The sequence below is a fragment of the Sphingobacterium hotanense genome (assembly GCF_008274825.1).
GTDB classification, from domain to species: Bacteria; Bacteroidota; Bacteroidia; order Sphingobacteriales; family Sphingobacteriaceae; genus Sphingobacterium; species Sphingobacterium hotanense.
The window spans coordinates 1688666-1712327 of sequence record NZ_CP030848.1 but is presented as its reverse complement, the minus strand read 5'-3'; the positions used below and the strand labels follow the sequence as shown (position 1 = coordinate 1712327).

Genomic DNA, 23662 nt, shown 5'->3' with positions numbered 1-23662 from the left:
TATTCATTAGAATGATAGATTCAATCCCGCAACCACACTCTTTGTTCTCGGATAAGCCGAGTTATCGACGCCACGGGTCAGCAAGGATCCGCTAGCAGCAACTTCGGGGTCATATCCCGAATAATTGGTGAACGTATGGATGTTATTCAGCGTTAGATACACACGAAGGCGTTGAATCTTGGCTTGTTGAGTTAAAGTTTTTGGCAGCGTGTATCCTAGCGTAATGTTATTTATACGCAAAAAGGACGCGTCTTCCAGATAATAATCTATAGGATCGGAAATCGCAATATTGTTCGGCGAGTTTAAGCTCCAAATCTGTCTTTCGTCGGCCTGATTTGGATTCAATTCTGCTAGGCGATTTAAATCTTTCGTTTCCAATCCTGTATTTGGGTCGATCAGTGTGAATCGATTGTTCATGATACCCATAGAATTTTGGTTCGGCAAATATGGCCCCATAAAACGTTGGGTATTCATATTGAACACTTGGTGCCCATAGGCAAAATTCAAGAAAATACTTAAATCGAAACTTTTATAAGCGAACTCATTATTTAATCCGCCAAAGAATTTAGGCTCTGCCCTTCCGATTTCTGTACGATCATCTGCTGACCAAACTGGATTGCCGTTAGCATCGGTTTGACCAGCAGTAGGTAGATACTTAACATCTCCCGGTTTGATGCTCGCTCGGTTCTTTCCTTTTAATGAGGCAACACCGTCTTTCAGTTTATACGAACCATCGGCTTGTTGATCGAAATCGTCGGTGGTATATACGCCGTCATAACGATATCCGTAGAATGTGCTAACAGGTCCTCCAACCTCCGTCAAGAAACTAACTCTAGATTCATAAGAAGTAATCATACGATCCGTTCCGGCGCTTCCGAATAAACTGGTTACTTTGGAACGGTTGAACGTCATGTTGAGGCTGCTTCTCCATTGAAAGTCATCTTTCTTGATATTGACGCTGGATAAACTCAATTCGACACCTCGGTTCTGCAATGCTGCGACGTTTTGAAATTGCTTACTGTAGCCTGTCGAAGTTGGAATATTGGCTTCCAGTAACAGGTTTTTTGATTCGTTCTGATAGACATCAGCCGTGAACATCAAACGGTTGTTGAAGAAAATTGCATCTAAAGCTAGGTTTGTTGTTTGGGTCTTCTCCCATCGTAAACTGGGATTTCCCAAGGTGCCAGATGGTTTAACACCTACCAACACGGAATTATCCATTGCAACGACCGTAGATCCGTAGAGAGTTGCATAGCGCGTACTGCCAATGCGATCATTACCTGTCGTACCGTATCCTACTCTCAGTTTTAACTGATTGATGAATGTTTGATCTTTCATAAAACTTTCGTTGTGTATGTTCCATGCGGCAGATGCCGAGGGAAATGCTCCCCATTTGTTCCCTGTATTGAAAGTTGAAACTCCATCTGAGCGCACTGTACCAGTGACTAGGAATCGATCATCGAAATTATAGATTGCGCGGAAGAAGCCGGACACTAGACCATAGCGACTTGCGTCAGACTCGCCACGCTCGGTGCGTCCCGCTAAACTGACATCTTTTAATCCAAAGTTGCTTTCCGGGAATTCGTAATAGCTATGACCCAATCCTTGGCTTTCCTCATAACGAACTTCATGACCTGCCAATAGGTTCAAATGATGCTTGCCTAAATCTTTTAACCAGGACACCGTATTTGTCCACTGCCATTCATAACCTTCCGCATTGCGGATGGAGCCATACGGTCCGCGATTATTACGAGCATTCATTGTTCGTCCGTCATCCCAGAAATCATTTCTTGTTTGTTCCCATTGATAAGTTCCTGAGCTACGGAAAGTGAAGTCTTGCAAGAATTTAATGCTCACACCAGCATTTACATTCGCTAAGCGCGCCGCTCTCAAGCGATTCAATGCATCATTCATAATAATAGGGTTATAAACGTCATATTGCGAGTTTATAGCCTGCAATTCCTCTGCGATGTCAGAGTAAAGAAGTTCTTCATCGGTAAAACGGACACCACCGGTTGCTGGTTGTAAGATTGACATCTTCAACATCCCTCCTAAAGAACCACCGCCTTCGGTCTGTGCATCTTGTAACATAGAGCTGAAATTCAATTGAATAGCTTTATTCAATTGATGGTCTACCTTCGCTCTTACGCTATTCCGTTTGAAGCCAGATTTTGCAAGAATACCGTCCTGCCCAGTATGATTGTAAGAAACCATAAACTTGGTTTTCTCATTTCCGCCAGACAAATTGAGGTTGTGGTTCTGCAATACGGCTTGACCGCCAAAGACCTCATCCTGCCAGTCGATGCCAGCACGGTTTGCATAGTCACTGTGAATGCGTTGATATGCTGTCGATGCAAAATCCGGGGCTGCAGGGTCGCCACCATACATCTGTGCGTAGGCGCGTTGATTCCCCCCCAAGGTCTGAAATTCATATTGATATTTGACATAGTCTTCCACAGATAGCAGATCCAGCTTTTTGCTCAGACCTTCAAAACTTGCATAACCGTTATAATCCAGCGAAGTACGGCCGGCAGCACCAGACTTTGTGCTGATTAAGACCACTCCATTTGCACCGCGGGCACCATAGATTGCTGTTGCCGACGCATCCTTGAGGATATCGATATTCTCGATATCTTGTATATCGATTTTTGTTAGAGCGTCATCCATAACAAAGCCGTCGACGACATAAAGCGGCGAGGTAGAACCTGTAATCGATGTACCACCACGAACAAGGATATTCACCCCTGCACCAGGTGCACCACTTTGTGTGACCACGTTCACCCCAGCAATCTTTCCGGTAATCGCCTGGGCTGCCGTTGTCACAGGTATTTGCTGTATTTCCGTACCTTTAATCGAACCCACGGCACCTGTTAAGTCTTTTTTACGACTCGTTCCATAACCAATGACCACGACCTCGTCGAGGTTCTGTTCATCAGAGGTAAGTTGAATCCGAATGTTTGCGGTTGAGGCAACGGTATATTCCCTAGATTCAAATCCTACATAAGAAATCTGTAGAACATCTCCGGTTTGGGCCGCTATTTCAAATTTACCTGTAGCATCAGTTTGCGCACTAGCTTGCTTTCCTTTCACCTGAACGCTCGCCCCCTGTATGGGGTTGTTCTGATCATCCAAGATATGTCCCTGCAAGGTACTCTGCTGCGCATACGCAGTCGAGAACAGCAACATGAGGAACATCAAAGACAAGCCCAGGAACTTGGACAGTCTTTGATTGGTCGACTTATATTTCATATTGTTTGTAATTTTTGGTTAGTTATTCTTTTCTTTTCAATAGGTTTTATTTCTCTAGAAGTCGATGTATTTCGGTTCCAGCTAATAGGACGCAGCCTAAACCGTAATCTTCGAAATCTGGCATTTTATGTTTCAAGACGGGTTGTCCATCTTTTGGTTCTTTACCGGTCGATTGTACATAGCTCAAGAAACCATTGGGCTGAATAGACTCCTTGCTAATAGCCATCCAACCTTTTTCAATGGTAGGAAGGAATGTGCTTTTATCTAATATTCCCTCATTTACTCCCCAAGTCATTCCATAAACAAAGAGTGCTGTACCACTAGCCTCTTTGCCCCCATAATGATTTGGATCATGGAGACTCACATTCCAAAAGCCATCTTTTCGCTGCAACGGAGCAACTGCAGTTGCCAAATCAATAAAATCTTGCTTGTATTCGGCATAATGCGGGTCTGATTTTGGTAGCTCTTTCAGAACTAAAGCCAATGCCGCCAACACCCATCCGTTTCCTCGAGACCAATAGCAGTCCTCCCCATTCGGTTCTTTATAAGGGGGCAGAAAGTCCTTATCACGCCACCAGATTTTATCTTCTGGATTATATAAACCCCTACCTCCCTCTACGTACTTAATGTGATGATACATTTTGTACATGGCGTCGAAATATTTGCTGTCTTTATAGGTCACCCCAAGTTTGACGAAAATCGGCATCGCCATTTGAATAGCATCTATCCAGGTCCAATCAGTATATTTATCACTACGTATTATGGAGTCAATATTTTCCTTAATCGCGGCAATCCGCTCAGGCTTTGGATCTAGGCGATAAAGATCGATATAGGTCATGCCGCAATTCTGGTTATCAGCATGTCTTGTATATACTTCGCCTCTCACAGGTTTCCAATCATGTTTTTCGCCCCAAGTCACCGCATAATCGTAATATGCTTTTTGAGGATCCATGCTATACAACGCCATTAATCCTTCGTAATAAACACCACGCGTCCAGATATTTGCTGCACGCTCTTTATTGGTGACAATTCGCTTATGCGGGTCTGGCCATTTCTTCATGAAATAGCTATTCGCGGTACGCATTTGCGCTAATACTTTTTTCTTTGTTGTAAAGGTTTGTGCACTGGCGCTCAGGCTCAATAAGCCTATCATACAAGCGCTAATAATCAAGTTCTTCTTCATTTTTTATGGCATTTTCTTAAATCCTTCGGCCTTAATTTTCCAAGCTCCGTCTTTCGGGAAGCCCGGAAATTCCTGTTCCTCTCCGTCCCAACCGGCAACCATCATGGCTACGGCCGCCAATACCCCTCCATTTCCTGGGAGGTAAATACGAAGTCGCCCATCTTGATAGTTGTGACCATTTTTTAAATATGTATTGGTCTGTATATTCATAAATAGCGCATCGAGAGCTTTATTTGGCAACTTGAGCCTAGCGGCTGACATAGCGACCATTGGGAAATCCCAGCCCCATGTTTCATCCCAAAACCAGGTTTTCCAAACAGTGTCCAGCGTATTTTTTAGAACTTGCTTATCCAGTTTTGGAGATTCAGGCACCATACCCAATGCTGCCAACACCGTAGGATGGTCTGTCCTCCATTTTGGATTGGTATAGGAGTCTGTTGCTGTTTCTGTAGCGAGATAAATGTTGTCTTGTTGTGGCAATTTGGCAAGCTTGTCAATCACGTCTTGCCAATCCTTATCAATTGGCAGGCCTGAGCGTTTCTTCCATTCCTGAGCAATGCGTAGTGCCCAGTCCCAGTATGCTAATTCATAATTCGGATTCCGAGTTTCCGCGGCACGGAACACTTCCTGCGAAGGGATGACGCCAAGACCGAGATTATAGCGATCATTTGCTTTGTCGTATTCTGCAAAGTCGGCCATGAACGTCGCGGTCTCAAAGACCAGGTTGCTGTATTTCTTAATGACTTCCGGGTCCTGGTTATGGCGATAGGCCATTTCGGCAAGATAAATCAAGTGTGGTTGTTGCCAGATTAAGAAAGCGGCTACCGACGATGGGCTTTCATTTCCCTCATGATCCGTCATCTTGATCCAACGCACGCCCTTATAGCCTTGTCTTTTCGCGAGTGCTCTCGCTTTTTCCAGCGTATTGAAATAATAACCTAAGGATTTCTCCAAGTACTCTGGTCTGCCCCATAAGCCGAAGTGCACAGAATGCCACCAATGCATTTCTGTATGCGGTTTGCCGTACCAGCTGTTAAACGTTAATCCGGTTTCCTGTGGTGGGTTATCACCCGTGCATTGCACTTTCGTTAGATACTGCGACAGCACCACGCGGCGTTCTAATTCTTTTGCTCTAGGGTCTGTGCTACCTTCGAAATCAACCGCTGCACCACTTTGCCAAAAAGATCTCCAAGCTTCTCTACTGCGACCTGCCAGCTGCTGATAAGTATCCCCCTGGTTTTCTGTTGTTTTATTCTTGCTGAAGGTGAAGATGAAGTCGAAGTTATCCGATGTTCCAGCAGGTTGATAAACAAATTCATGCTGACCTGCAGAGGTAATTTTTCCATTCGTATAGTTCAATAGCGTAAAATATTCTATGCTTGACAACTTATGCGATAATACCGCCGACTTAGCATGCTGAGCAATAATGTTCGACTGATGTTTCTCGGGATGTTCATAATAAGCTCCTTCATCTAAGAAGGTGCTCGTAGGAAATGGATAGCGGACGAATACTTTAATTTTCCCTTGACTAACCAATTCCGAATTAACATGTACCGCAACTTTATCTAATACGGGATCTCCTGCCGTTAGCACTTTTACCGGTGTCCCTTCTACTGTAAAATGGCTTTCAATGATTCCCGTCCAAGGATTGAGAACTTGCTTGATCTGTTTGATATCCTCCACAGCAGCAGTTCTGCCGTTTTTCAGCGTGATCTGCAATCCCACATTTCCCAACTGAATGCGATGAGGATTAACACGATAATACTCCGTCGCTTCTTTTGCACGACCCTCTTTGTTTTGAATACTGTAAAGCGCATTTCTACCATCATTGTTGAAGTCGTAGGCTTTCAACGTTTCTTCAAACTTATATTGCCCGGTATTTGGGAAGCTATTCCATCCCCATTCACTTTGCGTGCCTAGTGAAACACCTTTTTGGTAATATTTTGGAAAAGATTGCATTCCGGTGGCATCGACTGTATAGGCGAACTGCCCGTTTCCTACAGTTAGCGAGGCAAGCGTATCCATACTTGTATTTTGTACCTGATGGCGTTCTACTACTGCCTTTCTGTCGATCTTTGTCTGCGCTGTTAACGGCTGAACAAAGAAACAAAGCGCCATCCCTATCCATTGGATCTTAAGCTTTTTTATCATGATTTATTCTTTTATTCGAGTCTCGATATTTTAGTTTATAATCTAATCCGATATTTATTGCAGGAAGCTGATTGCCATTAGTCCAACGACTACGTCGTTCGTATGAGCTCTTAGCTGGACGGAACTCACCTCTTTATCGGGGTTTAACGGTAGATCTAATAAAGTGGCTGCGCCTCCTTCTATTGCGCGTGTACTGAAACCCTTAATAGATCCGTATTCTGCCAAAGTCCCGGCCTTAAACACTTTCGCATCTTTTAATTTGATGCGATATGGAATCTCATCATCGGGCAAATCAAAAGCCTTGTCATCGTCGAGATAATCTTGTTCGATTGGCCAATAATTTGTAGGGTTTTTAAGGACTAGGCTATCGGAAGTTCCGTCGGTATATTGAACCGATAATACCGCATTGTCCATCTGCGATTGCATAGGGTTAGTTGACCCTGCTAGCAATACATAGGCCTTTTTAGCTTTAATGCTTACTGGAAAAGATGCTTGAGTTGGATAGTTATCCCACTGACTGGTGAACAGAATATTCTTTTGATCGTTAGCAATTAAGAATGGGATATCGAGAACGGCTAGTTTGCTTTCGGTTCTCGCTGCCATCAAACCGGTGTCGTCGATGTTTGCTGTGGTCAAAGGATAGCACCAATTGCCAATACCCTGCCAGGGCAGCTGCAAGGTAGGACCTTCAGGCCTTGGGCTCAGGTATTTTTGTTGAAATATCTCCTGCGCTCTTGCATTATAATGTCTTCCCATATCCCAAACAATGACATTTCCTTGGGCTGGTAAATCCCAATCCGTTAGATGCGTCTTCCAGCTATAGTCACCCAGCGACAATTCAATCTCATTGGTGCCCCTTGTCAGCTCTTCTAAAGGGAGTTTCAAATCTTTGCTTTGATTGGCTCCCAGGTCTAGTTGTTCATTCCAAGTTCCCAATGTCACCTTAAGCTCTTGCGAGCTAGTACTCCGATTTTTCAACTTCAAGACATAATCATCACCTTGCTTACTCCATTCCTGTTGAATCGGTTGGATCAAATCTACATTCACTGCACGCCACACGTTCGTTTGATCGGCGTTTGTTCGTACGAAAAAAGTACCTTTTCTAACCTTCGGATTGAATGTAATGAGCTTGCCCTGTTGATTCTTTATGAGTTGTTGAGGATCTTTTATCTCCGCAATTTCTTGCTGGGCTTGCAAAGGAATCGTCCATGTGTCCTTTAAGGCAATCTGAAAATTAGTTTCTTGTGGCAATTCCCACAGACCATTTCCTGTAATTGAAACTTGAAAGTCCTTGCCTTTTGGCGTACTGATTAGAAGGATTGGCTGATTAACAGCATCATCTTTGTATTTCCAATCCACCTGTTGGCCATTGACTTTTACCGACTGCACGTGTAGAAAAGACGAAGGTATCTCTAGTTTCAGTTTCGTTTCGATATCATAGTTATGTTTGAAGTGCAGCTTTAATTCATTGCTGCTTTTGCTATATTGATATGTCCATTGTGGGAGTGCTAAACTGGCCTCTTTCCATTCTATTGGAAAACCCGGGCGGATACTAATTTCCGCATCGAGCAAGTGAGGTTGCACGCCGAAGAGCCCTTCCACTAGTGTTCTTGCGGCCATAGCGATAGGATCGGCGAAGTCCCGATAGAGCTCACCCCGGAAAGCGTCATAATGTGATAGCTGGTGAAAGTTTCCCGGGCTCTTCCCAAAGTACATGCTTTCCAGTAAATTGCTTCGCCATAACTCATAAGCATCCTCTTGACGTCCGGCTTGCCAGAATGCCAGCGCCGCATGGAGGTTTTCAGCTAGAGCGATGTTATTTATCGACCATGTATAGGGTTGCCAGTTGGTGATCGACAAGGTATGTAAGTTATGATCATCAAATCCGTCGACCTGTATGGGAATTCTGGGGATATGGTTGTGCACATACTGCGTTTGTTGATAATGCTCGAAGGTATTCATAAATCGTGCATCAGCAGCGTGATAGATTGTCCAAAGGCCGGGGCTATCATGAAGCAATTTATTCCCCAAAGCATCCTGAAATTCTGCGAAATGACCTTTATCCTTAAGCCACAATCTGCTATACAGCGCCTTCTCAATAGCCTCTGCTTCTTTTTGATAGGGTTCTGGGTTTTTCCCAATGATGGATGCTAACTTGGCCGCCATACGGTTGGAACGCAAGTTATAAGCGGTGGTATGTGTTACTCCGCCCCCCGAATACTGCAGCCCATCACTCGCCCATATTGCACAGTAGGCATCATACAAAGCATCTCTGTCACGGTCGAAATTACGCTTCTCCCAGGCGAGATGACGCTCCAGTGTTGGCCACATCTTCGCTATGTAAGCTTTATCCCCAGTATGGTCAAAATGAGTCAGTAATTGATCGATGAAGACCAGGTTCATATCGTAATGATGTGCAATTTTATTGTTGTTGGGATTTCTGGAGATATAGCCGCTTGAGAACATCGCTGTTCCGATCTCTTCTAAATGTCGTGCGAGGTGCAATGCCGTATCCATTACGACCGGACCTTGTGCTGGCTCAGTTACTTGAGAGTTTGAATAGGCATCAAAATGCGCTCTAGCTCGGTCGTGCCATCCCAAAACATCAGCGATATAAGCGCCACGCCAAGCATTCAGCGGCATTCTCCATGCCACGGCCCCATGTAGATAGGTCGGGAACTCCCAAATTCCGTCTGCCGCTGTCACTAAAGCTCCTGCAAGGTTATTTAAATACGGATCTGGCGTTTGCAACTGCACTCTACTCAGCAACGTTTGTCGCTTTGCTTCTGCTTTATCAAATACATTGGTCAATTCGGCAGTTGACTTCTCTTTCGCTAATTTCCCTTTAGAAATCTCCAGCCAATGTGATGTATTAAGATTAGCAAAATAACCATACAAGATTGGGCTTCCATTTGGATCAGCGTTGGGCAATTGCGCTAAATTATCTAAAGCTGTAGCATTGCTTAGTTTAACGATAGCTCCGTCCGAAAAACTACCCTGAGTATGCTGCTCTTCTTCTTTGCGACCCAAGTATTGCAAGTCGAATGCATTGCCTTGAATATGGATCTTATTCTTACTAGCGTATTCCGGCAATAAATAGAATCCTGATTCAGGATCTGCGCCAATATCGCCATTTCGGCTAAATCGTGTTCCACTTGCACCTCCGTAAATTGCATAAAGACCTGCGTCTTTTGCTACGTTTCTACCACTTATTTTAAGTACTAACCCTTCTTCTTCAGCTTGCGCAAGTAGATATAGCGTTAGTTCGCCACTGCCAATTAACTTGTCTTTAATTGTATAGACCATCGCGCCGGCACGATAGCGCGTTTCGATATGATCCGCATCGTTCAGTTTCTTTCGTTCTTTGCCACGCTGTAATACAAACTGCAGATTACCGCCCATTCCGGGTAGATATAGTGCGAATTCAGGTAAATCGCCAGCCTCGACGCGCGAAGCCCGATTGTCGCCATAGAGTGCTCTATTGAATCTATTCTTCCCCTTTTTGAGCAAAAAATCTCCGGCATCTGCTGTATAATGCAATGAACGTATTTGTTCGTTGGTTTCTTTTTGTTGTGCGAACGCAACTGATGAAAAACTCATCAGCCCAATCCCTAACCAAAACTTCCACTTCTGCATAGCTATTTCAATTCTGTCAACGGTTTTCCATTGACTTTTACATTCTTAAGTTTTACATTTTTCAAATGATCTACCTGATAAGGTTTTTCCACCCCATTGATTGTACAGTTGATCATGGTGAAGTTGGTTACTGGCGATTCGGGATATGCTCTGGATAATACTGCATACTTTCCTCCCTTAGTGACTTCGAGATTTTCAACCCAGATATTGCGAATTGTTGGAATATGATCGCCTGGTTTTTCATAGAACATATTGAAACGAACTGCAGCTTCGCGATACTGTCCTACTTTGGTGTTGTAGAAAAACACGTTTTCAATAGTACCTCCTCGACTCGAGCTTGTCTTTATTCGGAGCGCACGGTCTAGATTGGGGCTATCCATAACATTGTTTAATGAATAGATGTTTCTTGCACCTCCTGCGATTTCACTGCCAATCACAACACCACCATGCCCTTCGTGCATTGTACAGTTCTCGATGATATGATTCTCCGCAGGCCGTCCGATATTTCTACCATCTTCATCGCGACCGGATTTGATAGCGATGCAGTCATCGCCCGTATCGAAGAAGCAACCGATAATCCATACATTGCTACAGGCTTCCGGGTCGCAGCCATCGTTATTAGGTCCATGGCTAACCACTTTTACATTTTCGATCAGCACATTATCGCAAAGCACTGGATTGAGATTCCACATAGGCGAATTAATCATTTTGACGCCTTCGATCCATACATTACTACAGCGATACGGTTGAATGAAATTAGGTCGCAGAAAATGTCCATCTCCAAATATCCGCTTCCTTGGATCTACTTCCTGCGCCATTTGCTGGTGTAAGACAGCACGAGCAGGCTTTTGTTCACCCGGACGACCTTCATGCCATCCATATTTTCTAGCGCCACACCAATACCACCAATGATCGTTATTCGCATTGCCGTCCAACAAGCCTTCGCCTGTTACAGCAATGTTCGTTTCTTCATATGCGTAGATAAATGGAGAATAATTCATGCACTCCATGCCTTCCCAACGGGTAAATACCATAGGATAATCGGAGCTGTCTCGGCTAAACAGCAGGGTCGAGCCTTTCAATAAATGTAAATTGACGTTGCTCTCCAAATAAATGGCTCCAGTGAGGAATGTACCTTCCGGTACTACAACACGGCCTCCACCGGCCTCACTGCAGGCTTCGATAGCTTTCTTTAATGCAGCCGTATTTTTAGTTTGCCCATCGGCAATCGCTCCAAAATCAGTAATAAGGAAATCTCGGTTTGCGAATACCGGTTTCTTAATTTTCTTCTTTAATATTTCCACCTCTCTCAAGGGTTGTTTCGAGGAGGTCCATGCTTTATCTTGTGAGAAAGACATGCTTATGCATGAGAGCAATAATACACCGATTAATAAATACTTCTTCATCAGAATAGGTTTGCGCTTAAGGTTTACAAAACATAGGTCAGAATAGCCTGCTTGGCACATTCTCGACATACAAGATATAAAATTGAACCTACTGGGTGTGTCTTGCCCTATCCTGCATTTTTAATTTAAAAACTTTAATACCAATACTTTACACAAATCAATTCGACAGAAAAATAACCACATCTTGTGGCGTCTATCGGTCGAGAATTAAATAACATTGAAATTTCAAGGATGAACATTGAGAAAAAGAAGTTCCCAACGATGATGAAAAGCTGGAATTAAGAAGAAAGGCTGTCCGATTAAATCGGACAGCCTTACAAATTAAGCTAGTATTTATAAAAAAAGTAATTGGATGCAATTGGATTAATATCCTGGGTTCTGTTGATACAGTCCAGGCTTTGTGTCAAGCTCTGACTGTGGCACTGGATAAAGAATATATTCTTTCTTAAAGTCTTCCATTTGATTCTGAACGTCCTCTTTGGCGATCCAGGCTTTCATGATAGTTTCCACTTGTCCGGAACGAATCAAATCAAACCAGCGCGTACCTTCGCCTACCAGTTCTCTTCGACGCTCTTCTAGTAACTGTGCCTTCGTTACGCCTGATAAGGTTGTTGTAAGCCCTGCTCTAGCGCGCACCTGATTAACTACCGCATCTACTTCGGTCGCTTGATTTCCTGCCGCACCATTCAATATACACTCAGCCTTCAATAATAGCAGGTCGGTATAACGATAAACAATAAAGTTAATTGGCCAGTCTGTCCGACTGGTTTTAGGAACTTTCGTGATGTCTACAAACTTTTTGATAAACGAACGAGGCTCCACCACATTACCGTAAGTATATCCATTTTGGATACTAAAGCTCTTTCTAACATCTTCGTCGACATATTTCGCCAATAAGTCTTCTGCAACCGGGCGGATCATTAAACCACCCTGCGTTCCGAAACCAAGAGATTGAAACCAGGTGTCGGGAACCAAAACCCATGGGAAAGTACTTCCCACGATCGGTGTACTTCCACTCGAATATTCGATATTAAATATAACCTCTTTGTTTCTTTCATTATCATAGTTAAAAATCGACGAGTAGCTATTCAGGAAAGCAAACTCATTGCTTTGGATGATATCATTGAATTGCGCTAATGCTTTGCTCCACTCATTGCTTCCCAACCCTGCGCCTTCTACATCCAACGCAGGCCCCGAACGCGTCATATAAACCAATCCCAAAAGCATTTTTGCAGAGAATTTATTGGCTCTGCCCTTATCTGCCGTGGCATATCCGCTAGGTGCAGGAAGGGTCTCGATTGCTCGCTCTAGGTCACTAATAATAAGGCTATAGACATCTGCAGGTGCGCTTCTAGGTATCTCCATCGCTTCATTGTTTGAAACAACTTTATCGATGATAGGTAGTTTTCCGAAGTAGCGTAATAAATCAAAGTAAAAGAAGGCACGTAGGAATCGCACTTCCCCTTCCATCCTGTTGCGTACCGCTTGATCAGTAATTACCGCCTCACCCTTATTTTGGAGCTGCTCAAGGTAATTGTTGGCTCTGAAAATACCGGTGTAATTGCTTTGCCATGCATCCACTACGTAGGGATTGGAAGCAATAGTTCGGTGAAAACTATTGATTCCTTCCCAGTCACGAACTCCACCGTCAGACACGGCGTAAAGATTATCCGAACGAGTTTCCGAGAGGTTCAACAGCCTATCTGGATAACCTCGGGTTACCGCATAAACAGCATTTAGACCTTGGTTAAAGTCGTGGGCTGTTTGGAAAAAAGTCTCTGATGTTGCGGCGGAGATTGGTTGTTGATCCAATTCCATATCGCAAGAACTCAAAAGGCTGACGCCTAATAGTATATAAAATAATTTCTTCATCGCTTAAAATGTCAAGTTAATACCAAAGGTTATAGTTTTCGGTAATGCTAGGCCACCATAATCACCCGCTTCCATATAAGTGGAGCTTCCACTTAAATTGGTGTTTGCAGCTTCCGGGTTTACCCCGCCATCGTATTTATCTCCACCCCAGTAATTCTCAAGGGATAGATATAGGCGGCCGTTAGGTAGAATTGTTGATCCACCAATACGTAGATCCTTGAAATTGTAGCCTAAGGTTACTTGTCTCAATCTCCAGTAGTCTGAAGAGTACAACCAATCCGTGTTCTTAATACGTCCGAATGTTGAATAAGCCTTCCCTACTCTGCCTTCACCAGGATCTTCCTCCGTTCTCCAACGGTCGCGATAGAATCCAAGCGCATTATCCACTGTACCCTGTCCCGTACGTCCTAATGCTCTACCTAAGAGCGAGTATAAGCTTCCACCCCATTGTCCTTGAAATAAAAAGCTTAAATCAAAGTTTTTATAACGAAGGTCATTCGTAATACCCCATACAAAATCAGGGTTAGGATGTCCTACCAATACGCGGTCGTCTGCATCAATAACGCCATCGCCATTCGCATCCACATAACGAGGATCACCGGCTGACTGCGTTCCATACATGGCAGCACCAGCATCAATATCTGCTTGTGATAGGATTCCGTCCTGCTGAACCACATAAATGCTGTACATCGGTTGACCAACTTGAAGAATACTGTGTTGAATATCGAATGAAGAAGGGATTAACAATTGCTGCTGATCACCGACCAATTTCGTGACTTCATTGCTGTTATGGCTTAAATTGAATGAGGTTGACCAGTTGAAGTCTGATTTCTGAACGTTTTGCGTACGGATTTCTAAATCCCAACCTTTACTTCTCACCTCTCCAGCATTATCCAATAAAGAACTAAATCCGGTTGCTAACATCGTCGGAACGTTCAATAACAAGCTGCTACTAGTTCTGGTGTAGTAGTCGAATGAACCTGTCACTCGCGATTTCCAGAATCCGAAATCCACACCTACGTTGACTGTTCTAGATTTTTCCCAGGTAATATCCGGGTTGATAATATTGCTGGGAGCTTGACCCGCTGCCGACGTACCATTCCAGGAATAGTGATAGTTCCCCAACAAAGCGCGACCAGAATAATCAGAAATATTGTTGTTTCCCGACTCACCATAGCTGGCACGGAATTTTAATTCGGATATGTTTTCGATATCTTTCAAGAAAGACTCTTCTGAAGCTCTCCATCCTACCGATACTGAAGGGAACCAGCCCCATTTCGTATTTAAACCGAAGCGCGATGAACCATCACGACGCACACTTGCCGATAACAGGTATTTCTGATCATAGGCATACTGCACACGTCCAAAATAAGAAAGCATAAGATTCTTGGTAGCACTCGTACTTGAAGTCGTCCCAACGGCTCCGTTCAACGTTTTAATCGCACTGGTGGTATAACCACCTTGAGAGGTGATACTGTTGCTATCGAAACGATCATAGTTGTAAGCATGACCTAGTAGAGCTTGCAAACTGTGTTTTCCCGTTTCGTACGAGTAATTCAATGTATTTTCATTGACTATTGTCTGACGTCTATACGAACTATTTTGTCCATAAGTTGCCAAGTTCGGGTTAGCTAAGCGGTTTGCCAAAGTTCCGGCAATCGTATATGGGTTATAGCTAAATCCCTGACGATCTGCATGGTCAATATTCAAAGTAGTTTTGAAGGTCAGACCATCAATAATTTGATATTGGGCATAGGTGCTGGCGATAATCCTTGCAATTTTACTTTCGCCAATGCTATAATTTAATTTAGCAATCGGATCGTTTGTCGAAGTACTCCACGGATAGCGCTCCGTTTCAAACACGTTTACTGATCCTGCTGGCTGATCCTGAACCGGTGTCATGGAATAAATTTGGTGGATAATGTTATCTTTTCCTTCCACGCCTGGATCGTTCATGATCGAATAAGTTGGCGATATATTCAGTCCTACAGTAAATTTCTTGGAAGCTTTTACATCGACATTCGCACGCATGCTGTAGTTTTTGTAGCTAAGACCCTGAATAATACCCTTCTGGTCCATGTAGTTTCCAGAAACATAATAATTAACGAAATCTGTTCCCCCCGAAGCAGATAACTGATAATTCTGTACTAAACCTTTACGATAGGCCTCATCCTGCCAGTTGATCATATATAATCCTGGATGTCCATCTTGCAACCAGCGATCGTCATACATTAGTGAAGTATTATATGTTCCATCCGGAAGCTTCAAGATAGCACGGCGTTCGTCGTTAGATTGAGATGCTGTTCTTCCCGTACCAGATGCTACCCATGCCGCATCAATCATCTCCTTAGCGCGATCGATCCACTCTTCACCGTTCAACATATCCAATTTCTTGTATGCCGAAGAACTCCCTAAATAAGTGTTGAAGTTCAGTTTGGCTTGTCCGGTCTTTCCTCGTCTGGTAGTGATCAAGACCACACCATTTGCTGCACGGGAACCGTAAATAGCAGCTGCAGAAGCATCCTTTAATACTTCGATAGACTCTATATCATTGGGATTCATATTATCCAACGGGTTACCTGAGCCATAGTTTCCAGATCCATTTTGCGATGCTGTTGCCAATGGGAATCCATCGACCACGTAAAGAGGTTCGGAACCCGCTGTAATCGAGCCTGATCCTCTGACCTGCACGCTAAGTCCTTTCCCTGGTACACCTGTTGTTTGTTTTACTCTTACGCCTGACATTTGTCCGGCTAGCGCTTGATCGACGCGGGCAATTGGACGCTCTGCCAATCCCTCTGCATTAAATTTTGAAACCGGTGCGGTCACATTCGTTCTCCGCTGCGTACCATATCCAATGACAACGACTTCATCTAGTTGTTCATCTTTCGCCTGCATGACCACACGCAAGGGCGTTTGATTCTGAATTGTTACCCTTTGGCTTTCGTAGTCTACGGAAGTAAAGAGCAAAATCTCCCCCACCTTTGCATCGATTTGAAATACACCTTCGTCATTCGTGGGCACAGAGCGCGTATCGTCTCCTTCCACTTTGACGGTTACCCCCGGCAGTGGCTGCTGTTGGCTGTTCACTACCGTACCTTGAATTGTTTGCTGGGCGTATAAGTTGCTTAAGCCTATCAACCAGAAAACGATGCAAGTACTCATCCAATACTTTAAATTCATGGCTTATTTGTTTTAGTTTATTATTTGGTTACTTCGATTGATTATTTTTATGCTTGATTTATTAGTATGCAATTAGGGTTACAGGTCCTTTCAATCCTGAATTTGCGACCGCCCATTTTCCGGCATCGAAAGGCTTATAGTCTATATTCACAAAGTTTATTTCATGGTAGTTTCGCCAAACCATTCCTTTTTTATCCATATCCCGGACGCGGTTTGCCATTAAATTGGCTACTTCAATGCGAATTTGGTTCTTGCCGTTTGTAAGGTATTCCGTCACATCGAGCTCAAATGGATTGGACCACAAAATGCCCGCTTCCTTACCATTTACAAGAATCTTTGCGCTTTCTGATAAGTTGTCAAGCTTAAGTCTGTAGGATTTATCGGCTTCTTTATTCAGCGTAATCTGCGTTTCATAGGCTGCCGATCCCGAGAAGCTTTGATAATCTGCTCCCTGCAGATCTGTCCAATAACTCAGCTTATTCAACTTCTTATTCGTCGGAAGTTTAGGGCCGCCGCTAATAAAACTTAGATTCCATGGCTGAGTGAAGACATTCACTGTTTTTTCTTGGTCCACATAATGAAACTTTGTTGCCTGTGCAGGCTCATCGGAAACCGTCACAACCCATGCGTATCCAGGTGCTAACTGAAAGCGTACTTGACCGTCTTTCATCGGTAAATCTGCTATCTTCCCGGTTTGGGGATCCAATAAAGTAACTGTCTTTCCAGTCGCATTGAGTTTTATTGATTGATCTATTGTTTTAGGACTATGGTTGACGATGTAATAGTAATGTGCATTTTTATCAATGCGTCTATGGAATTTCAGACCTGCTCTGGTCAAGCTCTCGCCAAAGATTTGTTCCGTTTCTAATGCCGAAACGACGTCTTTGGTTAAGTAGATCTTCCCTTTCCCGAACTTCTTATACTGGTTCGGCTCATCTGCTTTAAACCCTATCTTTTTCCATGTCGACAGTAACCTCTCTTTTCTTTCTACTACTTGATGAAATCCCGGAATATCTTTCGGTGCCGATTGGAATATCAATGTCGCACCTTCTTCAGCAAGCTTCAAAAGCTTGTCGAGCGTCTCTTCCGAAAAATATTGCGTCTCTGGAATAAAGATAGCTTGATAAGGCTTCGCCGCTTCATGCGTAATTAATTTATCTCCATCTGCTTGTGTTTGTTTTATTTGCTCATCGGAAATAAAATCAAAGCCATATCCTCTCTTCTGAAGATGAACACTTTCTTTGTAGAATTGTGTTGGCCATAACCAATGATCCACATGATGAACACTTAACTGCTTAAATGCTTTATCAGGTTCTTGCCAGATATCGTAGATTGGCCAATAAATCAAGAGTTCATTATCGGCTTCAGTTGTCTGCAATACAGATTGAACACGGGTGATATATTGGTTTAATCCGATCAAATGTGACCAGAAGGAGTTTTGCGTTACGAAATTGACTGAAGCGTAGAACAGCCAGCCTGGAAATTTCACTTCTTCTGGACTATAAGTTGTGCCATGATAGAACACGTGATTCACACCCGACAAAAACAAAGCTTCAACCTCTGGTTTTGTTTGTGATAAGGCGGTTTTGAAGTGTTCTGTCAGCCAAGTAAAGGTTTCAGAAGATGTAAGTTTTTTCCCTTGTGTATTTGTTGCCGAACTGGCAAACTTGAACATCATAGGATCAGGATCTACGTTTCTGACGTCGGCAGAATCCCTTTTTAAACCGGGGATATCAAAGGCACTAGAACCGAAGGTTTCACATTCTGGGATATCCGTACTAGCGTAAAGATCCAACAGATTTCCGGGCGACCCATGGGCTTGATTCTTGGAAATAGCGCCTTGAGCATTTGAAAATTCTGTGAAAGGCAAAAGAAAGTGATCACGGAGTATCCAATTAACGACTTCGCGGTAGTCGGATTTTAACCTTCCTTCTTTCTCTTTATCGTCGGTTTTTCCAGCAAATTCTAATAAGTAGTCTTCTAAAGCATATCCCTTTCTGCGCTTAAATTCAGATAAAAATTCATCCGTCCAATCGGCGCCATACACCTCATAGCTATCATTGAAGAATGACCGAACGGATTTTGGTTGGTTTTCAAGCTTCTTTTTGAAAAAATCAAAATAAGATGCTACCGATGCCTTACCCAGATGGTCGAGCGTTAATCCCTCGCCTCCAGGCGCTGCACGCTTCACTTTCTGTCCTGTTCTCCCCGAGAACAGAATCAATACTTTCATGTCTTCTGGTGCTTTCCAAGTACCTTGTTTTTGATTCAACAAGCTGCTTAGATCGACTTTGCTACCATTACGATCATACCCACTGATGGCTTGCGCCTTGGTATAAGTTTGCTTCGCATCTTGGCTTCTTAATGGGAGTGTTATTTCTTCACCTTTGCTAAGGTTTAGTTCTTCCATCAATAATTTGGTAGCGGCATATTCAACCTCTACTTGAGGACCACCAAAAGGCCATCCGGTACCCAGGTTCATATCAAGTCCCATTCCCAAGGAATTCGCTTTCTCACTGCCGTAATTCAACATGTCAAGCCATTGCGGACTTAGGAAAGGAATATATTTTTGTTCAAATCCTTTTGCGCCATAGATTGGTGTAACCTCCACCCCACCAAAACCTGCATCGGCAAGCTTTGTTAGCTCTGCTGACAAGTTTTTCTTATCGACTGCAGAACCTGGCCACCACCATCTTGTCCATGGCTTCATCTCCTTCTGAACTTGAGGCCAAGTGGTTTGGGCTTCTGCAGGAGACTGCATTAGCGCAAAGGAAACCATACTCCATATCCAATACTTTTTCATGCTCGCTAAACTTTAATTTCTTTTATATAGGTCTATTTCAATTATGCTCAAGGTACCTGTACTTCCTGCGTCATTTCGTGCGACGCCATCATCAAGTTTCTTACCGCCTATCTCGGCATGCTGATTTTCTGACTTACCCTCTGTATCACCTTTTAATTGGATCTTAACCGTAGAGCCCTCAACTGCAGGAAACTGTGCATTCCAATAACCCAAACTTGTAGTTGTCGTACCATCGAAGACCTTCTGGTCATCAACATAAATCGCTAATGGAAACACTTTTGAACGGAAGTTATTCAGCTTCATATCGATCTCGTCAATCAGGCTTTTCTTCTCCAGTTTATAACTAATCCATGCGTTCTCGATCTTTCCATCATTTACCCAATCTGTCAGTTCGTTATCATCGATGGATGCTTGCGCTTTTTGTTGGTTTGCCCCGGAAGTAACCGATGCAATAGGCAATGAGGTTCTCACAACGTTCAATGGACCGATGCCTAAACCATCTCCACGCCCCATATACGATGGTAAATTTTCAGAAGACGCTTTTTGAAAATAAGCTCCCTGTTGTTCAATATCGCTGATTTGAAAACTAAGAGAATCCGCTTTCAATCCATTTGACATTGCTTTAACGCTAACCGTGCCTGGTTTTCCAAACTGTGTTCTAAGCAAAACTCTGTTTATTCCTGCCTCTGCAGGCAATGCGGTCGAGCCGATGTAATTATTTGGGCCTTGTGCAATACCACCAATCCAGTCTATGGGTCCCGCAAAGGAAAAGTCGATCATTGGGTTGACGGTTGGACATCTTTGTCCGTTTTCATCCAATACTTCTACTTCCGCCATTACCATATCATTGCCATCGGCATATATTCCGTTTGCCCCATGAAGAAGCTTTAATTTGATTTGAGAAGGTAATCCAGCGGTTTTGAGAGTCTGTTCGCTAAGTTTGACGCCTTTAGCGTCGTAGGAAACTGCTTTTAATTCACCAGCCTCGAATTGAACAGCTGGAAAGGTAAATAAGAAACGATTAGATTGCTGTGCAGTGCCCAATTTCTTGTTGTTCAAGAAGAGTTCTACCTTATCGCCGGCACTCACGACCAATACATCTTTTACCGTTCCAGCATCATAGTTCCAATGTCCAACAATGTGCATACCCTTAGGATCTGGATCTACCCAGCCGTCCCACATGACTTGATGGGCAAAAAAAGCATCTTTCGGAATACGCATAGCATCGACCTCGCCACTTCTGCGATAGTTCTCTTCACCACGATAATGCGTATTTGAATCGGAAAATATGATATTTAAACCGCCTGAACTAACGCGCTTCCCTGTGCCCGGCCGAACACGCCAGTATTCATACCAACGACGTACAGCCTCCGCGGCGAATTGATCTTGATTCCGATTGTAGTCGCTCGCATCATTTCCCTTGTACAATGGTCCTTTTCCTTCCGGATGGTAAGGATATGTATGTTCGTCCCAATATTTTCTTAGCGCTTCATCACGCATATATTCCGTAGCGATCAAAGGGTGCTTCGCGCTTTTATTGATATAAAGCATCTCTCCACCATATTCTGCAAGCTTACTGTCTAACATTTCGCGAGAGCCGATAGCTCTGCCCCCGTATGGATCATACTGATCACGAATTGCTTTCATTTCAGCCATATGCTGTTCACTGATCGACTCATTCCCACTTTCATAAAGTATTACGCTAGGATTATTCCGATAGTAAATAATGACATCACGCATCAGTTCAGTACGCTGTTCCCAGCGACGGCCCTCAACATCTTTCTCTGCATCGCCAGCGGGAAGCATCTGCATCAATCCGACGCGGTCACACGATTCTACGTCTTGCTTCCAAGGACTGACATGCATCCATCGAACCATATTTGCATTGCTTTCGACCATTAATTGGTTGCTGAAGTCGCTAAGCCAAGGCGCAACAGATAGTCCCACACCAGGCCACTCATTACTTGTTCGCTGCGCGTATCCTTTAGCCATGATTACTTGATTATTGAGATAAAGCATACCGTCTTTAAAGGCTGTTTTTCGGAAACCGGTTTTTATCTTTCTGCTGTCAATCTGTTTATTATCGATTGAAAGACTAGACTCAACGGTATACAGATATCCATAACCCCAGTTCCAAAAATTTACCTCCTGTAAAAGAGCTTGCGAGGATAGCATGCTCTTCGTTTCTGCCGCTATCGTGAATTTCTTATCGAACGATTTCACAAGCTTGCCTTCGGCATCATATACCCTAATCTGCCAATTACCGTTTTTCACAGCCCCGCTTTCATTCGCAACTTCAGTTTCCACATGAAGATTTAACCTTCTTTTGGCAACATCGATATCTTTAGCATAAACGTATGTACCTGTGGTCTTTAAGTTGAAATAAAGAGGCAATGTTTGATACAGATTATTCTTAAAATGTATCCAGACGTTCTTAGGGATCCCACCATAATTGGCGTTGAAATTTTTGTCGTTCCATTGAAAAACGAAATTGGTTGCTTTTTCTTTGTAATCCCAACGGTTATCGGTTCGAATAGCAAGTACATTTTTGCCCTTTTTTAAGTACTTGCTAATATCTAAACCTACGGCCATGACGCCGTTTTCATGGCGAGCTATCCATTCGCCATTTAAGTAGAACTCCGCTCCAAAGCGTAGCCCTTCGAATTCCAAAAAGACCTTATCAACAGGTGCGTTATCTGGTAATTCAAATGTTTTTCTATACCATGCAATGCCGGTGCTATGTTCGTGGATAGGTTTTGAAAAAGCATCGTCTTCATTCCAAGCGTGTGGGAGAGTTACTGACTTCCATTCACTGTCGTCCAAATCCATCCGCTGAGCATTCTCCTGCTCGCCCAGCATTAATCTCCAATCAGCATTGAAACTCAGTGTCACATTGCTTTGTGCTTGCAATGCACTCCCTGAATTCAAACCAACCAGTGTCAGGACTATCAGCAATATGGTTCTCATCTCAATCATTAGTTTTTGGATAAGTATTTATAATATTCAGCACCAGCAAGTAAAAAGCATCCAAGCCCGTAATCTTCAAAATCTGGAACGGAACTAAAACGCACAGGTTGACCATCCTTTGGTTCTTTTCCGGTTCCCTGCAGAAAGCCTAAAAAACCAGATGGATGCACCGCATCCTGTACCATTCCTTGCCAAGCTCGATGCATAGGTTCAGTAAATTCCGTTTGATCAAGTATCCCTTGATTTATTCCCCAAGCCATTCCATATACAAAGAGCGCAGTCCCTGAAGTTTCCGGTCCAGTAAAATTGGTCGGATCATGAAGACTCACATTCCAAAAGCCGTCGGCACGTTGTACCTTCAACAGCGCATGCATCATATCCTTAAAATCCTGTTCGTAGAATGCTCTGTTGGGATGATCTTGCGGAAGGAGGTTTAAAACACGCACCAGCGCAGCGACCACCCAACCATTTCCCCTCGACCAATAGCAGTCTTCGCCATTCGGTTCCTGATAGGGAGGTACAAAATCTTTATCTCGCCACCATAATTTGTCTACTGTGTTATAAAGTCCTCCGCCCTCTTCATTCCGTGAGTAGAGATACATGCGATGCATATAATCGTAGTACTTTGGATCATTATACATGCTTCCAAATTTTGCGAAGATTGGCATCGCCATCTGTATAGCGTCAATCCAAGTCCAGTCGTCCACTTTTCCACTTGCTATAATTCCATCAATATTTTCTTTAATTGCCTTTATCTTGATCAGCTGTTTATCAATCTGATATAAGTCAAGATAAATTTGTCCGCATGCCTGATCATCCGCATTTCGGGTTTCTACGCCATTGCGCATATTCCATTGATGTTGATTGGCCCAGTCATCAGCATATCTGTAATATTCGATTTTAGGATCAATGGCATACAAGGCCATCAAACCTTCATAATACACTGCTCGAGTCCAGATATTGCTGGGACGCCATCTCGTCGTGTAGATAGGTTCTTTGGTATCCGGCCATTTTTTCATAAAATATGCATTTGTTTGACGGAGCACCTGCAATACATCCTCTTTTTGATTCATTGCCTTATTGCTCCCTGCCTTTTGCGCAGTACACGCAACAAACAACAAGGAAACAGCAGCAATACATACTAAATGCAATCGAATAAGAAGTGAAGAATTGTATTTTCTAGTTGGTGTCATCATTTGAACGCTATTGGAA

The 23662-nt window shown here is 43.4% G+C and carries 10 protein-coding genes; all 10 read right to left on the bottom strand.

The window, feature by feature from the left end; translation table 11 throughout:
* Window positions 1–6 precede the first annotated feature (6 nt).
* The 10 genes from DSM08_RS07030 to DSM08_RS06985 all read right to left on the bottom strand — a co-directional run bounded on the left by DSM08_RS07030 (window position 7) and on the right by DSM08_RS06985 (window position 23523).
* Window positions 7–3249 carry a SusC/RagA family TonB-linked outer membrane protein gene (locus DSM08_RS07030; RefSeq protein ID WP_246172512.1) on the bottom strand — a complete coding sequence of 1081 codons (3243 nt, stop codon included), beginning with the start codon at window positions 3247–3249 and terminating at the stop codon, window positions 7–9.
* A gap of 46 nt (window positions 3250–3295) precedes the next feature.
* On the bottom strand, window positions 3296–4432 hold the full coding sequence (locus DSM08_RS07025) for a glycoside hydrolase family 88/105 protein (RefSeq protein ID WP_149525494.1): 1137 nt from the start codon (window positions 4430–4432) through the stop codon (window positions 3296–3298).
* A 3-nt stretch (window positions 4433–4435) separates the two neighbouring features.
* Window positions 4436–6583 carry a hypothetical protein gene (locus DSM08_RS07020; protein WP_149525493.1) on the bottom strand — a complete coding sequence of 716 codons (2148 nt, stop codon included), beginning with the start codon at window positions 6581–6583 and terminating at the stop codon, window positions 4436–4438.
* 54 nt (window positions 6584–6637) lie between these two features.
* Window positions 6638–10219 (bottom strand): DUF4450 domain-containing protein, encoded by a 3582-nt coding sequence (locus DSM08_RS07015; RefSeq protein WP_149525492.1) that lies wholly within the window; start codon window positions 10217–10219, stop codon window positions 6638–6640.
* Between the two features lie 2 nt (window positions 10220–10221).
* A complete protein-coding gene (locus DSM08_RS07010; RefSeq protein WP_149525491.1) occupies window positions 10222–11625 on the bottom strand; it encodes a glycoside hydrolase family 28 protein in 1404 nt (467 codons plus the stop codon).
* 363 nt (window positions 11626–11988) lie between these two features.
* Window positions 11989–13497 carry a RagB/SusD family nutrient uptake outer membrane protein gene (locus tag DSM08_RS07005; RefSeq protein ID WP_149525490.1) on the bottom strand — a complete coding sequence of 503 codons (1509 nt, stop codon included), beginning with the start codon at window positions 13495–13497 and terminating at the stop codon, window positions 11989–11991.
* Between the two features lie 3 nt (window positions 13498–13500).
* Complete coding sequence (locus tag DSM08_RS07000) at window positions 13501–16680, bottom strand: SusC/RagA family TonB-linked outer membrane protein (protein WP_149525489.1); 3180 nt, start codon at window positions 16678–16680, stop codon at window positions 13501–13503.
* A gap of 61 nt (window positions 16681–16741) precedes the next feature.
* Window positions 16742–19483: a glycosyl hydrolase gene (locus DSM08_RS06995; RefSeq protein WP_149525488.1), complete on the bottom strand. Its 2742-nt coding sequence runs from the start codon at window positions 19481–19483 to the stop codon at window positions 16742–16744.
* Between the two features lie 12 nt (window positions 19484–19495).
* On the bottom strand, window positions 19496–22459 hold the full coding sequence (locus DSM08_RS06990) for a sugar-binding domain-containing protein (protein WP_246172510.1): 2964 nt from the start codon (window positions 22457–22459) through the stop codon (window positions 19496–19498).
* Window positions 22459–23523 carry a glycoside hydrolase family 88/105 protein gene (locus DSM08_RS06985; protein WP_246172508.1) on the bottom strand — a complete coding sequence of 355 codons (1065 nt, stop codon included), beginning with the start codon at window positions 23521–23523 and terminating at the stop codon, window positions 22459–22461. The genes DSM08_RS06990 and DSM08_RS06985 overlap by 1 nt, the downstream gene beginning before the upstream one ends.
* Window positions 23524–23662: the final 139 nt, after the last annotated feature.